Annotated in this window: 17 protein-coding genes; 6 read left to right on the top strand and 11 right to left on the bottom strand. The window is 63.6% G+C overall.

The window, feature by feature from the left end:
* Nucleotides 1-6: 6 nt before the first annotated feature.
* From NFJ07_RS14995 to NFJ07_RS14955, 9 genes are all read right to left on the bottom strand, one after another.
* Nucleotides 7-1,728 carry a sialidase family protein gene (locus NFJ07_RS14995; protein WP_269995484.1) on the bottom strand — a complete coding sequence of 574 codons (1,722 nt, stop codon included), beginning with the start codon at nt 1,726-1,728 and terminating at the stop codon, nt 7-9.
* Between the two features lie 40 nt (nt 1,729-1,768).
* A complete protein-coding gene (locus NFJ07_RS14990) occupies nt 1,769-2,530 on the bottom strand; it encodes an ABC transporter permease (protein ID WP_269995483.1) in 762 nt (253 codons plus the stop codon).
* On the bottom strand, nt 2,527-3,327 hold the full coding sequence (locus NFJ07_RS14985; RefSeq protein WP_269995482.1) for an ABC transporter ATP-binding protein: 801 nt from the start codon (nt 3,325-3,327) through the stop codon (nt 2,527-2,529). Before NFJ07_RS14985 ends, NFJ07_RS14990 begins: the two co-directional genes overlap by 4 nt.
* Complete coding sequence (locus tag NFJ07_RS14980; RefSeq protein ID WP_269995481.1) at nt 3,324-3,704, bottom strand: DUF1048 domain-containing protein; 381 nt, start codon at nt 3,702-3,704, stop codon at nt 3,324-3,326. The genes NFJ07_RS14985 and NFJ07_RS14980 overlap by 4 nt, the downstream gene beginning before the upstream one ends.
* A gap of 2 nt (nt 3,705-3,706) precedes the next feature.
* Nucleotides 3,707-4,036 carry a PadR family transcriptional regulator gene (locus NFJ07_RS14975; protein ID WP_269995480.1) on the bottom strand — a complete coding sequence of 110 codons (330 nt, stop codon included), beginning with the start codon at nt 4,034-4,036 and terminating at the stop codon, nt 3,707-3,709.
* A gap of 100 nt (nt 4,037-4,136) precedes the next feature.
* Nucleotides 4,137-4,916 carry a 2-phosphosulfolactate phosphatase gene (locus NFJ07_RS14970; RefSeq protein ID WP_269995478.1) on the bottom strand — a complete coding sequence of 260 codons (780 nt, stop codon included), beginning with the start codon at nt 4,914-4,916 and terminating at the stop codon, nt 4,137-4,139.
* Complete coding sequence (locus NFJ07_RS14965; protein ID WP_269995476.1) at nt 4,913-5,782, bottom strand: DUF4031 domain-containing protein; 870 nt, start codon at nt 5,780-5,782, stop codon at nt 4,913-4,915. Before NFJ07_RS14965 ends, NFJ07_RS14970 begins: the two co-directional genes overlap by 4 nt.
* Before the next feature lie 16 nt (nt 5,783-5,798).
* Complete coding sequence (locus NFJ07_RS14960) at nt 5,799-6,266, bottom strand: SRPBCC family protein (protein ID WP_269995474.1); 468 nt, start codon at nt 6,264-6,266, stop codon at nt 5,799-5,801.
* 119 nt (nt 6,267-6,385) lie between these two features.
* Nucleotides 6,386-6,724 (bottom strand): hypothetical protein, encoded by a 339-nt coding sequence (locus NFJ07_RS14955; protein WP_269995473.1) that lies wholly within the window; start codon nt 6,722-6,724, stop codon nt 6,386-6,388.
* Between the two features lie 223 nt (nt 6,725-6,947).
* Here NFJ07_RS14955 and clpB point away from each other — a divergent pair, with 223 nt between their 5' ends.
* Nucleotides 6,948-9,617, top strand: a complete 2,670-nt coding sequence (gene clpB, locus NFJ07_RS14950) for an ATP-dependent chaperone ClpB (protein ID WP_269995471.1) — start codon at nt 6,948-6,950, stop codon at nt 9,615-9,617.
* 10 nt (nt 9,618-9,627) lie between these two features.
* Here clpB and NFJ07_RS14945 read toward each other — a convergent pair whose 3' ends face one another.
* Nucleotides 9,628-10,344, bottom strand: a complete 717-nt coding sequence (locus NFJ07_RS14945) for a septum formation family protein (RefSeq protein ID WP_269995470.1) — start codon at nt 10,342-10,344, stop codon at nt 9,628-9,630.
* Nucleotides 10,345-10,565: 221 nt separating this feature from the next.
* Here NFJ07_RS14945 and NFJ07_RS14940 point away from each other — a divergent pair, with 221 nt between their 5' ends.
* The gene (locus tag NFJ07_RS14940; RefSeq protein ID WP_028265518.1) at nt 10,566-10,799 is read left to right on the top strand and encodes a DUF3073 domain-containing protein; all 234 of its coding nucleotides are present in this window, start codon (nt 10,566-10,568) and stop codon (nt 10,797-10,799) included.
* A 156-nt stretch (nt 10,800-10,955) separates the two neighbouring features.
* Here the strand turns inward: NFJ07_RS14940 and NFJ07_RS14935 are convergent, their stop codons facing one another.
* Entirely contained in the window at nt 10,956-11,582 is a 627-nt protein-coding gene (locus NFJ07_RS14935; RefSeq protein WP_269995467.1) for a GntR family transcriptional regulator, read from the bottom strand.
* Between the two features lie 111 nt (nt 11,583-11,693).
* Here NFJ07_RS14935 and NFJ07_RS14930 point away from each other — a divergent pair, with 111 nt between their 5' ends.
* From NFJ07_RS14930 to NFJ07_RS14915, 4 genes are read left to right on the top strand one after another with little or no spacing between them, the layout of a single operon-like run.
* Entirely contained in the window at nt 11,694-12,728 is a 1,035-nt protein-coding gene (locus NFJ07_RS14930) for a succinylglutamate desuccinylase/aspartoacylase domain-containing protein (protein ID WP_269995466.1), read from the top strand.
* Nucleotides 12,715-13,659: an ABC transporter substrate-binding protein gene (locus NFJ07_RS14925; protein WP_269995465.1), complete on the top strand. Its 945-nt coding sequence runs from the start codon at nt 12,715-12,717 to the stop codon at nt 13,657-13,659. The genes NFJ07_RS14930 and NFJ07_RS14925 overlap by 14 nt, the downstream gene beginning before the upstream one ends.
* Nucleotides 13,656-14,642, top strand: a complete 987-nt coding sequence (locus NFJ07_RS14920; RefSeq protein ID WP_269995464.1) for an amino acid ABC transporter permease — start codon at nt 13,656-13,658, stop codon at nt 14,640-14,642. The genes NFJ07_RS14925 and NFJ07_RS14920 overlap by 4 nt, the downstream gene beginning before the upstream one ends.
* Complete coding sequence (locus NFJ07_RS14915; RefSeq protein WP_269995463.1) at nt 14,639-15,439, top strand: amino acid ABC transporter ATP-binding protein; 801 nt, start codon at nt 14,639-14,641, stop codon at nt 15,437-15,439. Before NFJ07_RS14920 ends, NFJ07_RS14915 begins: the two co-directional genes overlap by 4 nt.
* Nucleotides 15,440-15,491: the final 52 nt, after the last annotated feature.

The raw sequence follows: 15,491 nt of genomic DNA, 5'->3' as shown, positions 1-15,491 counted from the left end.
ACCGCGCTAGCTAGCCGCCACGGCTCCCGTGCACAGATCGAAACTGAAGCTGCGCTCCACGACCCGCGCGCCGCCGTCGTACGCCACCGCAAAGGTCAGCTCAAGCGAGCCCCGCGCCAGATCCTCCTCGGTGACGGTGTACACCGGCGTGAAGTACAGGGCTTCAGCGCCCGGTGCCAGATCGGCGGGCGGGAAGTCCGCCGGATTGGCGTGCGGTCCCATGAGTACGACGCCGGCGGCCGGCTGGGTGCCCAAGTTGCGGGCGCGTCCGGTGAAGGCGAGGATGTCCCCGGCTTTGTAGCCCGGAATGATGGGTCCGTAGTTGAGGTCCTGGGCTTCGCGGGTTCCGAGGATTTGCGCCTGCTCCGCCGAGTAGCCTTGGCCCACTTCCTTCCAGGTCTGCACGTCCCAACCGCCGTCGTTGTCCGGGGAGATGACATGGAATTCGCCGGCGTTCTGCCACACAGCGGGTCGGCCGGGCGTGATGGAGCGCAGTTCCATGTGAAACTCGAGGCCGTGGGGCTGGATCTGGCGCCGGGACTGGGTTTCGGGCGCTGCACCGGCCGCACCGGCCGGGCCCAAGAGATGCTCCGTCAGCTGCTCCACCGGCACGGAAACGAAGACGATCTCGCGGTATCCCTGCCGCTCGTACAAAACGCCGATGTTGCCATCCGGAAGCCGCGCCGCCGTCGAGTAGGCCGAGCTGCCCTCGCACAGGACCAGCTTGGCGGGCCAGCTGGCCCCGTTGTCCGTGGACAGGCTGAGGACTGTGTTGCGTCGCAGGGAGGTGTCCTGGTTGTTGCTCGCGAGCAGCCAGCTATTCGTGGCCGGGGTGGCCAGGGGTGTCACGCCCGGCAGGCCGTCGAAGCGGACAAGGGAGCCGTTGTCGCTCGGGTCGGGGAGCTCTTCCACCGGTTCCAGCCGGCTCCACGTCTCGCCGCCGTCATGGGAGACCGCTGCCAGGCGCCGGGGCGTGGCCCGCGAGTGCAGGAGGAGGCGGCCGTCGTCGAGGCACGCAACCTTGTTCTCGTTGGGGCCGACGCCGTCCGCACTCTTTCCGATGAGCGAACCTAGCGTCCAGTTCTCGCCGCTGTCGTCGCTGTACGCGGAAGCCGCCATGATTTCTCCGTCCACGAGGACCACGAATTGCTGCACCAGGCGCCCGGCGAACGGACCGGTGTGCATCTGGATTCCCTGCCCGGCCGCGGCGAAGATCCCCGTGATGCCGCGGTCGCCAGCGCGGGTACCGCGGCCCAGCTTGAGCTGATCGGTGAGCCGCCGATGCTGCCACGTGACGCCGTCGTCGTCGGAAAAGCTGACGTCGCAGTGCTGCACGTCGTCATCCGGTTCCAGCCCCCCTACCGCCTCGAAGAAACCGGCATGCGTCCCTGCTGCGTGGAACATGAAAATCCGGGCGGTCACGGCGTCCACCAGGAGGCTGGGATCGCCGTAGCCGTTGAGCCCCGAACCGCTGCGGACCACCATCTGTTCCTCCCAGCTGCGGCCATTGTCCTTGCTGCGCCGGAGCAACACGTCGATCGGATTGGGCAGGTCGTCCAGGTTCGGCCGGCCGTCATAGGCGGCGAGCACAGTCCCCGCCGTGGAGACGGCCAGCGCAGGGATGCGGTACTGCCGGTAGCCGCCCATGCCGCGCACCGCCAGGACGTGCTCGACGTCGGGACGGGCTTGGGGGAGTGCGGCACCATTGCGCTGGAGGTAGGAGGTCACACCTCCATGGTACGAGATGCCGCCGCGTCCCTGCGGGTGGTTAGCTGATCTTGCGCCGGTAGGCAGCCGTGGCGAAGAAGTACGCGAGAACGAGGATGCCAAGGCACCATGCGAGTGCGACCCATATGTCGCTGCCGATCGGCCGTTGTTCAAACAGATCCTGGATCGTGTTGACGATCGAAGTGACCGGCTGGTTCTCGGCGAAGGCGCGCACGGGACCGGGCATGGTGGCAGTGGGGACGAAAGCCGAACTGATGAACGGCAGGAAAATGAGCGGGTAGGAGAATCCGCCGGCGCCGTCCACGGACTTCGCTGTCAGGCCCGCGATGATTGCGAGCCAGGTGAGTGCGAGGGTGAACAGCGCCAGGATTCCAACGATGGCGAGCCATGCCAGCAGGTTTGCCGACGTGCGGAATCCCATGAGGAGGGCCACCAGCACGATGATCACGAGCGAGAGCCCGTTGGCCACCAGGGAAGTCAGCACATGTGCCCACAGCACGGATGATCGTGCGATCGGCATGGAGTGGAACCGCTCGAAAATGCCGCTCTTCATGTCGGTGAACAGACGGACGGCGGTGTACGCGATGCCCGACGCGATCGCGATCAGCATGATTCCAGGCAGCAGGTAGTTGACGTAGTTCTCGGTGCCTGTCTTGATGGCGCCGCCGAACACGTAGACGAACAGCAGCATGAGGGCGATCGGCGTGATCGCGGTGGTGATAATGGTGTCCACGCTGCGAAAGATGTGGCGCATGGAGCGGCCCAGCAAGACGGCCGTGTCTCCGAAGAAGTGTGTGCTCATGACTGGTCCTTACTTGACGCGACCTTGCCCTCGTTCCCCACAAGTGCGAGGAAGATATCCTCCAGGGTGGGCTGCTTTTCGATGTACTCGACCTTCGCTGGCGGAAGTAGTTGCTTGAGTTCGGCGAGAGTGCCGTTTGCGATGATGTGCCCCTCGTGAAGGATGGCGATCCGATCCGCGAGTTGTTCAGCCTCGTCGAGATACTGCGTGGTGAGCAGGACGGTGGTGCCCTGATTGGCGAGCTCCTGGATTACCTGCCACACTTCGATGCGTGCCTCGGGGTCGAGTCCGGTGGTCGGCTCGTCGAGGAAAATCACCTCGGGCTTCCCGATCAGGCTCATGGCGATGTCAAGGCGACGGCGCATGCCTCCTGAATACGTGGACACCTTTCGAGATGCCGCATCGGAGAGGTTGAAGCGTGCGAGAAGATCATCCGCCACCTGGCCGGGGTCCTTCAGATGCCGCAACCTGGCAACCAGTACCAGGTTCTCCCGACCGGAGAGGATCTCATCGACTGCTGCGAATTGTCCGGTGAGGCTGATCGATTCCCGAACCCGCAGCGGGTGGGCCACGACGTCGAATCCATTGACGGTGGCCGTGCCGGCGTCTGGGCTTAGCAGCGTGGACAGGATCTTCACCACCGTGGTCTTTCCTGCTCCGTTGGAGCCGAGAAGGGCGAAGATGGTGCCCGGTGCCACGTCGAAGTCCACACCGCGCAGCACGTGCAGCTCCTTGTAGGACTTTTCCATGCCCTGCACACGGATTGCGGGTTCGCGGGTGGTGGATGCATTGGTCATGATTCCCTCTCCTTCCCATCGTTTCCGGCAGCGGCGTCGATTGCCTTGATCAGGCGTTCACGCTCCTTGTTGATCCACTGACCGCCCGTGTAGTTGCGCATGAAGGTTTCGGCGAACTCCACCGGGTCCTCACCGACGATTTCGCGGATCGGAGTTCCGTCCGCGGCGCTCTGTTCGAAGAGATCGGTGAGATCGCCGAGCATCCGCAGCAGCACGTCGCCCTTGGTGATGGCCCCGAAGTACATCAGGTACCGCTCCAGCGCGGTCGCTGCCGCGCGATAGTCCGCGGGAAGCTGCTCTACGCGTGTCTTGTTTTGCCGGTATTGCTTCTTCTGTTCGAGCGATCCCGTGAGCTGCTCGATCCATCCTGCGGCCATGTTCACTTTCCTTCCTTTCGGAGATGTTCCAGTCGCTCGGACAGGAAACTCCATGTATTCCAGAATTCGTCCAGTTCCTTCTCGCCCTGCTTGTTGAGCGAATACACCTTGCGCGGCGGGCCCTTCTCGGAGGGCCGCTTCTCGACATCCACAAGGCCTTTCTGCTCGATCCTGACGAGCAGCGCATACACGGTGCCCTCAGCGATTTCCGTGAAGCCCTGCCCCCGGAGCAGCGTCGTGATTTCGTACCCGTACGCGGGCTTCCCGGTCAGGAGGGCAAGGACGATGCCCTCCAGGGTCCCTTTGAGCATCTCCGTCATCTGCCTGCCCATCGCACACCTCCTTCAACTACTCAGTGATACTAGCTACTAGTACATAGTAGCGCTAAGTAGTGGAAGCGCAAGCCCCTATGAAAACCGCGCTGAAGCGCACTTAGGGCCGCTGGAACGCGCCGTCCCTCAACAAGGCCACAGCGGTCCCGGCGTCAAGTTCGGCGGCGATCTCGACGTCGTCGGCGTACCCTGCGCCGATCAACTCCCGGCCGCTTGAGCAGCCTCGCAGGGCTACACGGAGCCGGGGTTCGGCGGCGTTGAAGACGGCCATCGCTGCTTCCGCCTCGGGTGCGAAGCCTTCCCTGCCGTCTTCCGGCGTGAAGCCGCCCCGGCCCGCGGCAGCGAGCCCGGCAATGAAGGCGCCGGCCCCGATCTGATCCTCCACGGCTGGCCGGAGTGAACCGCCGGGCCATAGCTCGCCGGACGCGATCACAGCCACCACTGCATCCGGGGAGAGTTCGGCTGCCACCCAATCCGCGGTGGCGGCTGCGTTACGCAGTGACACGGCCGCGATGCGTGGGATTTCCCGCGCGAGCTCGTGGGCGATGGAAGAGCCATTGGGCGAAGGCAGTACCACGCGGTCCAGTGTCCGCGCGTCCCGCAAGCTCGACGGCGAGAGGCTCAGCCCGCCTCCACCTCGCGGACCGGCCAGTTGGGCATCATGATGGGCGGCGAAATCCTCGGCCCCCGCGTCCTTCCACGGGTACGGGAACACCACGGCACCGCGGTCGACGGCGACACTGACGCAAGTGGTGAAGGAGAGGACGTCGACCACGACGGCGAGGTCCGCTCCGGACGCAATGGAACGTGCGCCGTCGAGCCCCCACTCAAACCTCACCGTGAACGGAAGCTGCCGGTGCACCGTCCCCGCCATGGTCATGACAGTTCGGCCTCCAGGTTGCGGCGAGCGGCATCCAGCCACAGGCTTTTCGCGCGTTCGCTGTGAAAGAGCGGATCCAAGGCGAGTAGCTGGCGGACTACCGCGGCCCGACCGGCGGCGAAGTCGGCATCGCTGACGTGGGCGTAGTCTTCGCGGACAGCAGCCAGGTAACGCCCGTACGCCGTCGGTTCCGCGCCGAGGATGGACAGATCGGCGTCGCACAAGAGGGCGCCGGCGTGGTCTCCCGGTTCGGGGCTGTGGGTGGAGGTCAGCCTGACCAGCCGGGCAACTTCGCCGATCACTGGCTCGGGAAGACCCGCAATGGCCAGGCGGTCCTCCGCCAGCCTGGCCGATTGCTCTTCGTCCTGCCCGGCGATTCCCTCATAGACGGCGTCGTGAAACCACGCGGCCAAAGTTACTGGGCGCGCAGGCAGCGCGGGTTCGCTGAGGAGGTCCAAGGCTTCCAGGACCGCCAACAGATGGGTGCGGCTGTGGTACTTCCGGTGGTCCTCGCCCCAGCGTTCAAGGAGTTCGAAACCCAGTTCCTCATGGCCCGGAAGCGTCGAATTCCAGCGCTCCAGCAAGGGCACGGTGAGGGCTTTGCTGCGTTGGCGGGCGGGGATCCGCAAGCCGCTCGCGATAAGTTTCCGCACCAAAATTCGGGCCTCCACGGGGATGGCGCCTGCGGAGAGAAGATCCCGGTAGCGGCGTTCCGGGACGTCGTAGTGGTCGCCGTCGAATGCGCGCTCGGGAATCCCCGCGGCCTCGGCGAAGGCATGCAGCTCCTCGAGCGATGTGTCCGAGACGAGATGGGAAAACACGGTTCCGTGGGCGGGCCACAGCGGCGGATCGACGTAGACGGCCATGGCCTGCGCCAGGGGACTACGAGTTCTTCCGGGTGGCTACCGCTGAGAGTGCGGTCAGGCCCTTTTCGAAGTCGCCGCCCACCATCTTGTCCATGTTCATGAACAACGCGAAGATCTTGCCAAGGCCCTTGTTTTCGCCGGTCATTGTCCATGTGACGCGGGTGCCCGCACCTTCGGGCACGAACGTGAACCCAGTGGGGTTGACGGCCTTCATCGGCTTGGTGAATTCGAGACGGATGTCGATCTTGCCGGGATCTTCCGAGCCGACGATTTCCATGGTGCCGGTGCCCGCCTTGTTGTTGCCGCTCCAGGCATACTTTGCTCCGACGCCGGATTCGTTGCCCGAGTAGCTGCGGCTCAGCTTGGGGTCAACGGCTTCCCACGGAGACCATTTGGTCCATTCGTGGAAGTCGTTGACGAGGGGGAAGATGTCCGAGGGTGCGGCGGGGATCAGCGCATTGCGAGTGACTGTGAAGGGTGCCATGTGCATATCGTACGGCGCTTTGTCGGGATAGTGGGTGCGGGCCGCGCGCTGCGTTCCGGCACGCAGCGCGCGGTCCGGACCCCACGTTTTCAACGGTGGGTGGGACGGCGGGTGGTGCGTTACATGCCCGGGATGTCGAGCGCTTCGTAGACGGTGATCGAGGCTTCGGGTGCCATGAGGAAATGCGGGTGGCCTTCGAGGAGCTTCAGGGCTCCGTCCATGTCTTCGGCCTGGAGGACGCTGTAACCGCCCACTCCGGTCTCGGCATCGGATACTCCAGAGTTCCCAACTACCTTGCCTCCGCCGAGGGGCGTGCCAAGATCGGTAATCCCGTCGCCAGCCTTCGCGGCCCAGTCCATCCACAGCTTCATGCCTTCGGCTGCTGCCTCGGGGGTGCTGTCAGCCATGGCCGATTCCGCCGATTGCGGTGCATTGTAGAGAACTACGAACTTCTTCATTACGTGTCCTTTTTCTCATGCTCGCCAGCGGGTGTTCCACCCGGTCACACCTGATCCTAGGGCCACGGGTCGCAAACGGCGAGGGGCTTTTCCGCATAAGCGGAGAAGGCTATGGACAGCAGTTTCGCCGTCGGCAAACATGGAGCAGGAGGGACGAATTGCCAAAGTTGAGCATAGTAGACTCAACTTTGAGAAACTGTCTACTCCCGAAAGGAGCTCTTCCATGGACGTCAAATTCACCACCAAGAGCCAGGAGGCTCTTTCCGCGGCGGCCATGAACGCCTCCACCGCCGGGAATCCGCAGCTGGAGCCGGCCCACCTGCTCAAGGCCCTCATGGACCAGCGCGAAGGCGTCGCGGTGGCGCTTTTGCGCGCCACCGGAGCCGACCCGGATGCCGTGAGCGTGCAGGCAAGTTCGGCCATCAAGGCCCTGCCGTCGTCGTCGGGCAGTTCCGTGCAGCAAGCGCAGCTTTCCCGCCCTTCCATGCAGGCCATCCAGGCCGCCCAGAACGAGGCCGAGAAACTCGGCGACTCCTTCGTATCCACTGAGCACCTCCTCCTGGGGCTCTCTGCCGGAAGCGACTCCGTAGGGAAGCTATTGCGCGACGCCGGCGCCTCCCATGAAGCGCTCCTCGCCGCCCTGCCGGGTGTCCGTGGCGACCGGAAAGTCACCTCGCAAGACCCGGAAAACACCTTCCAGGCGCTAGAGAAATACGGCATGGACCTCACTGCCGTGGCGCGCGCCGGCAAGCTGGATCCCGTGATCGGGCGGGACAGTGAAATCCGGCGTGTCGTCCAGGTCCTGAGCCGCCGCACCAAGAACAACCCCGTGCTGATCGGTGAACCGGGTGTCGGCAAGACCGCCGTCGTCGAAGGCCTCGCCCAACGCATGGTGGCCGGCGACGTCCCGGAAAGCCTGCGGGGCAAGACCCTGATCGCGCTGGACCTCGCGTCCATGGTGGCCGGCGCGAAGTACCGCGGCGAATTCGAGGAACGGCTCAAGGCCGTGCTGGAGGAGATCAAGAACTCCAAAGGGCAGATCGTCACATTCATCGACGAAATCCACACCGTGGTGGGCGCCGGTGCCACCGGTGAAAGCGCCATGGACGCCGGCAACATGCTCAAGCCCATGCTGGCCCGCGGCGAGCTGCGGCTCATCGGCGCCACCACCCTGGACGAGTACCGCGAGAATGTCGAGAAGGACCCCGCCTTGGAACGCCGCTTCCAGCAGGTCTACGTGGGTGAGCCGAGCGTGGAGGACACCATCGGTATCCTCCGCGGCCTCAAGGAACGCTACGAGGCCCACCACAAGGTAGCCATCGCAGACTCCGCCCTCGTGGCCGCCGCCACACTCTCCAACCGCTACATCTCGGGCCGTCAGTTGCCGGACAAGGCGATCGACCTCGTCGACGAGGCCGCGTCCCGGCTGCGCATGGAAATCGACTCCGCTCCGGAGGAAATCGACCAGCTCCGCCGTGCCGTGGACCGCCTCACCATGGAGGAACTGGCCCTCGCCCGTGAGACCGACGCGGCCTCCATCGAACGCCTCGCTGCGCTTCGCGCGGACAAGGCGGACAAGAAGGAAGCCCTTGGGGCGCTGAACGCCCGCTGGGAAGCCGAGAAGGCCGGGCTCAACCGAGTAGGCGACCTCAAAGCAAAAATCGACGAATTGCGTTCGGCTGCCGAAAAGTACCAGCGCGAAGGCGACCTTGAAGCCGCCTCACGCATTCTCTACGGCGAACTGCCTGCCTTGGAGCGCGAGCTCAGCGCAGCGGCCGAGGAAGAGTCCGCCCGGGAAGCGCGGGGCGAAGCGAAGCCCGCCCTGATGGTCGCGGACGAAGTCACGGCGGACGATATCGCCGAGGTCATTTCGGCCTGGACCGGGATCCCCGCCGGCCGCATGCTGCAGGGCGAATCCCAGAAGCTGCTGCACATGGAAGAGGAGATCGGAAAGCGCCTGATCGGCCAGTCCAAGGCAGTGGCCGCCGTTTCCGATGCCGTCCGCCGCGCCCGTGCGGGCATCAGCGACCCCAACCGCCCTACGGGTTCGTTCCTGTTCCTGGGCCCCACCGGCGTCGGTAAAACCGAGCTCGCCAAGGCGCTTGCTGACTTCCTGTTCGACGACGAACGCGCCATGGTGCGGATCGACATGTCCGAATACGGGGAGAAGCACTCCGTAGCCCGGCTGGTCGGTGCCCCTCCCGGATACGTGGGCTACGAGGAAGGCGGCCAGCTCACTGAAGCGGTCCGCCGTCGCCCGTACTCCGTGATCCTGCTCGACGAGGTGGAGAAGGCCCACCCGGAAGTGTTCGACATCCTCCTGCAAGTGCTCGACGACGGTCGCCTCACCGACGGGCAGGGCCGCACCGTGGACTTCCGGAACACCATCCTGGTGCTGACGTCTAACCACGGCAGCCAGTTCCTCGTGGATCCAACCCTGGACGCCACGGCGAAGCGAAATGCGGTCATGGCCGTGGTCAACGCGTCCTTCAAGCCGGAGTTCCTCAACCGGCTCGATGAGATTGTCCTGTTTGATGCCCTCAGCGTGGACGAGCTCGCCAGGATCGTCGAGCTGCATGTGGACGAGCTGACCAAGCGGCTGCACGACCGCCGGCTCACCCTTGAGGTCAGTGACGGCGCCCGCGCCTGGCTCGCGATGTCCGGTTACGATCCCGCCTACGGAGCTCGTCCGTTGCGTCGGCTGGTTCAACGCGAGATCGGCGACCGCCTGGCCAAGGAGATCCTCGCCGGACAGATCGGGGACGGCGACACGGTGCTGGTGGACACCGCGGCCGACGTCGATGAACTCACCATCGAGGGGCTCGAAGCCTTGACGGGTCCCGACGGCGGAGCTCCGGCGGGCAGCGGCCTGATGGTGAGGCGGAAGGACTAACTGGGCGGCACTATTTCTGCAGCACGGATTCCTTGAGCGTGTTTCCCGAGTTCACCACGATGAAGCAGTCCACTCGGCGGTCACCGTTGTCCCAGCTGGAGGCGCTCGGGTACACGTTCTGCTGGAGGAGTGCGTACTTGCTCGATGCCTCGTTGAGCATTACGTCACGGCAGATTTCGCGGCCCTTGTCACGCAACGCATTGGCGCCGGGGAAGGTGTCGTCTGCCTTGTACCGGAAAATGGCGCCCAGCTGGGCCGAATGGTCGGTGGTGCAGTCCACCGCCTTGGACTTGGTGGCGTTGGAGTCGAAATCCGCGAAGCAATCGCCCAGCTGGTAGTCCTTTGCCTCGATGTCCGCCGGGAGGGGGCCGCGGCTGGTGGACGTGGCCGGTTCGGGGGTGGAAGCGGCCACCGGATGGTTGGCCAACGCTCCAACGAGAAGCCAGATCACTACGCCGATGAGGATCAACACAGCCAGCACAATGCCGCCGATGATGAGCCGGTACCGCGTTATGGCGTCCAGGGCGCCCCGTAGGGACGAGACTTTTTCGGCGGGAGTGTTGTCCTCGGGCTCGGTTTCGCCAGGCAGACCATTGTCCGGGTAGTTGCCCGAAGTCCCCGGATCTTCGGTCCCTGAACCAGGGTCTACCGGCGACTCGTTGTCGCCTGTACCGTTGTTGCCCGGGATGGTGTTGTCCTGGCCCATGTCTGAGTTTGCGCCTTTCATGCGTGCGGCCCGATATTAGGGCGACTCTACCCAAGTTTTTCATGCCAATGAACGGTGATGCTGCCAGGTGGACCTGTGACGCTGCTTTCGCGAAGGTCGTGGCACGCAGTTGCTCCAGAAAGCATGTAATCTAGACATACGACAAATTGACCAAACATTCCGGGGCCTCACCGATAGCCAAGGTGACCACCTCCGGTCCAAGTACAAAAGGGGGTCACGCCATGGGGCGCGGCCGTCAAAAGGCAAAAGCTACCAAGCAGGCTCGGGACATCAAGTACTACTCCCCGAACACTGACTATTCGGCCCTTCAGCGCGAGCTGACCGGGCCATCAAGTCGTGCGACGAGCCGCTTCGCGGATGATCCGCCGGAGCCGGACTACTCGGCTTACGAGGACAAGTACGCACAGGACTTGGAAGACGATGACGACGAGGTAGACACCCGCCGCATCGGATAGCTGTAGCAACAATCAGGTGCCTTTCGGCATCGAGTTGCGTACCGCCGTCGTACACGAAGTCATTTGGCATCCCCAGATGCCACCCAAAACGATTGAGCCCGTAGGGCGCGCCATGATTGGCGTGCACTACGGGCCTTTTTCGTCCCCTTTTGCCGGTCAGTCCTTCTCGTGGCACAAATCCAGCAAAGGGATCAGTGTTTCGAGGTCGTTGGCGCGGGCCGCAGCCAGGATCTTCCGGTGGGCATCTGCCACGCGCTCAAGCTTGGCGTCGTCCAAGGGATACGAGCGGCTGATGAGCCGCTGAACCGGGTTGTCCCAGACGGATTCGAGCGTTTTCAGCAGGAATCCGTTGGGCGCAGGTGCTGCCAAGCCCAAATGGAACGCCCGCGTAGCGGTAAACAGTTCCTCCGGGTCCGCGCTTGCCGCACCCTCGGCGATGAGCAGCTCAAGACGCGCAAGCTGAAGGTTTGTGTACTTGGCCCCGCACTGTCTGATGGCCATGATCTCGAGGGCCTTGCGTACCTCATAGACCTCCTCGACAGCTGAGCGGGTCAGCGTCGTCGCAAAATAGCCTGCGCCGGGCACCAAAGTGGCGAGTCCTTCGTGGACCAAACGGTTCAGGGCGTCCCGGACCGGGGTCCGGGAAACGCCGTATTCTTCGGCCAGCTGTTCCTGGACCAGGGGAGCGCCAGGCTCGACCACTCCGTTGACGATCTCATTGCTGATCCTGTCGTAGACGTGCTCGCTCAGCGGCCGTATCCCCTTGGCAGCTTGCGCGGCCATTCGCCTCATCCCCTTTTCGGTATCAAAACTCGGTCAATCCTACGTGCTTTACATCACAGGATTCACTGTATACAGTGAATCCAATTCTACCAACCCTTTGAAAGTTGCCCTATGAGCCTGCACATTCCACGAATACCCGGCATCGATTTTGCCGCTGTCGGCAAGCAGTTGGGTTACCTGGAGATCGAACACTCGGACAACGAGAATGACGCCGCTGTCATCCCCTCGCCGATCGCGGTCCTGAGTGGTGGAGACGGCCCCACGGTCCTCTTGATCGCCGGTACGCATGGTGACGAATATGAAGGCCAGATCCTGCTCCAGGAACTCATCCGCACAGTGAACCCGGATGAGGTGACCGGGAGATTGATCATCCTGCCTGCCCTCAACATCGCCGCTGTCCGTGAAGGAAGACGCGTTTCCAGCGTGGACCGGGTCAATCTGAACCGGGCCCTCCCGGGCCGCGCCGACGGCGGACCAGCCCTGCAGATCGCCTCGATTGTGGCCGGAGAACTCATCCCCATGGCGGACTTTGTCATGGACATCCACTCCGGGGGAATCGCCTCGGAGTATGTTCCGTCCGCGTTCGTCTACCAAGGGCCGACGCCGGAGCTATGGGCTGAGAAGGCGGCGGCGGTGGCCGCGTTCAATGCCCCTTATTCCGTCGTGGTGAAGCCCATGCTGAAGGCGGGATCCATCAGCGGCGCTGCCGATCAGGCGGGCGTACCGATGATCTCGACTGAACTTGGCGGCAGGGGAACCGTATCCCTGCCGATCCTCAACAGGGCCAGGACGGGACTTCGTTCCCTGCTTGGCCACTGGGGCGTGCTCAAGGACGCCGGGCCGCCCACCGCGGAAGCCCTCATCCAGTGGGTCGAGCTCACGGCACAGTCCCCGGTCCATTCCACGATGGCAGGCATCCTCGAGCCGGTGGTCGAACTGGGCCAGAAGGTCACGGCCGGAGATCTCGTGGCCCGGGTTCACTCGGTGGAAGAACTCGAGCGGCCTCCAAAAGACTTCTTTGCACCCATTGACGGGGTGGTCGCAATCGTTCGGCATCCCGCGCTCGTCAATGTCGGCACCACCGTGGTCAACATCGCCGTTGACCACGGAACAAGTTATGAGAAAGGCAATCATGAACCGTCCTAGATACATCTCCACAGGCGCCCTGCTACTGGCCGCCGCCCTCGGGCTCAGCGGCTGCACCACTGCATCACTCGACGCCGGCAAGGAAGCCGCGGCCAGCTCCATTCCCGGCAAAGACGCCGCGATTCCAGCGGCGCCCTTCAACCAGGCCGCCGCGAATCTCTTGCCCTCGGACGTCAAAGCCAAAGGGACGCTGGTGGTTGGCACCGACCCTACCTTCGCGCCTTATGAGTTCTACGCAGCTGACAGCAAGACGGTCGTCGGCTGGGACGCGGACTTTGCGAAAGCCGTTGGCGAGACGCTGGGGCTCGAAGTCAAGATGGTTCCCGCGACCTTCGACACCATCCTCCCGGGCGTGAGCTCGAACAAGTACGACGTCGGCATCTCGGGTTTCAACGTCACGGCCGAGCGCAAGCTGAACGCCGATTTCGCCTCCTACCAAAGCAGTGGCTCAGGCCTTGCCGTCAAGGCGGGCAACCCCAAGAAATTGGCCCTCGAGGCGATGAAGCTGTGCGGCACCAAGGTGGGTGGCGAGAAGGGAACCACGCAGGGAATCGAGACCCTTCCGGCGTTTTCAAAGCAGTGCGTCGACGCCGGCAAGGCGCCGATCGACATTCAGCTGTTTCCTTCCCAGAACGAAGCCAACCTGGCCCTCATTTCGGGCCGCGTGGACGGTGTCCTCTCAGGTCTTGTCGGCATGAGCTACGCAAGCAAGCTCTCCGGCGGCGCCTTCGAGCTCGCCAGCAACCAGGACTTCGAACCGACGCCGGTAGGCATCGCCATGCCCAAGGGTTCGGCACTGACCAGGCCGATCGTCGCGGCCGTCAGGGCTCTGATCGCGGGCGACACGTACAAGGCGATCAACGCGAAGTACGGAATCCCGGACTCCGTGACCATCAGCGCTGACGCGGTGGACGCGAGTGGTGCGAAATGAGCAGCGCGGTCACTGCCTCCAAGATTGGAACAACGGACCGCGGACAATTCACCGTGGTCTCGGCCAGGCACCCCTGGCGATGGGTGGCTGGTACTGCGGTAGCCGCCGTCGTGATCTTGCTCCTTGCTTCCGCGGTGAGCAATCCCCGATTTGGCTGGGACAAAGTGGCCCTCTATTTCCGTGACGTCGCGATCGTCAACGGGATCGGTATCACCCTTTTCCTGACGGTTGTCTGCATGGCTGTAGGGGTGGGGCTTGGCGTGGTGCTTGCGGTCATGCAGCTTTCGGCAAACCCCGTGGTCAAGGCTTCAGCAAGCGCCTATGTGACGATCTTCCGTGGCACGCCGGTCCTGGTCCAGCTGTTGTTCTGGTTCAACTTGTCGGCGCTGTATCCGGAGATCACCTTCGGTATCCCGGGCGTCAGCCTGGACGCCAACCAGATCATCACACCCCTCGCCGCAGCGATCCTCGGCCTGGGCCTCAACGAGGCCGCCTACATGTCGGAGATCGTCCGGGCAGGAATCCAGTCCATCGACCAAGGCCAAGGGGAAGCTGCGGGTGCCCTCGGCCTGTCCCGTATCCAGACCCTCACCCGGGTGATCCTGCCGCAGGCCATGCGAGTCATCATCCCGCCCACGGGCAACGAGTTCATCGGCATGCTCAAGATGACGTCACTGGTCAGCGTCCTGGCCGTGCCCGAGCTCCTGTACTCCGCCCAGATCATCTACTCGAAGAACCTGCAGGTTGTCCCTCTGCTCTTGGTGGCCAGCATTTGGTACATCATCGTCACCACGGTGTTCACCGTGGGCCAAGGTTACCTGGAACGGCGTTTCGCGCGAGGGACGTCACGTTCCGTCCCTCCGACCGCTGCCGAGCGGGTGCGGAAATTCTTCAGGGTTCACTCCGCGCAAGGTTCAGGAAAACAAGGTTCAGGAAAACAGGGCTTAGGAAAACAAGCCCTACGAAAGGACGCGCAGTCATGACCACCGAAACAAAGGAAAGCCGGAATGCGCCGGAGGCGCTTCCGCTGGTGCGCGCGGAAGGCGTGCGCAAGAGTTTCGGCGACAACGAGGTCCTCAAGGGAATCGATCTCCACGTCCAAAGCGGCGAAGTGGTCTGCCTGATCGGCGCCTCGGGTTCCGGGAAAAGCACCTTCTTGCGGTGCGTCAACCACCTGGAAAAGATCGACGGCGGTCTGCTGTGGGTAGGGGACAGGGCTGTGGGCTACCGGATCAAGGGGGACAAGCTCCACGAACAGTCCCACAACGAAATCTGCGCCGACCGCACCGATATCGGGATGGTCTTCCAGCATTTCAACCTCTTCCCGCACATGACCGTGCTTGAGAACCTGATGGAAGCCCCGCTCAGGGTGCTCAAACAGCGCAGGCCGGATGTCCGCCGTCGGGCATTGGATTTGCTGGAGAAGGTGGGCCTGTCGGAGAAGGCGGATGCCTATCCGCGGCACCTCTCGGGCGGCCAGCAGCAGCGCGTAGCGATCGCCCGGGCGCTTTGCATGCAGCCGAAGCTGATGCTGTTTGACGAGCCGACGTCGGCCCTGGACCCGGAGCTGGTCGGCGAAGTCCTCAGGGTGATGAAGGACCTGGCCCGAACGGGAATGACCATGATTGTTGTGACGCACGAAATGGGCTTCGCTCGCGACGTGGCGGATCGCGTGGTGTTCATGCACGGCGGCCGGATCATTGAGGAAGGTCCCGCCGAAGAGGTCATTGGCAACCCGCAGCACGAGCGGACCAGGGCGTTCTTGTCCGCAGTTCTGTAGTCGTTGGTAGTGCACTCTCGGAAGTGATTGACAGGATGCGTTAGTGACGGCT

Source organism: Arthrobacter sp. B2a2-09 (assembly GCF_027587375.1).
Lineage (GTDB): Bacteria > Actinomycetota > Actinomycetes > Actinomycetales > Micrococcaceae > Arthrobacter.
This window is presented reverse-complemented; position numbering and strand designations above follow the sequence as displayed.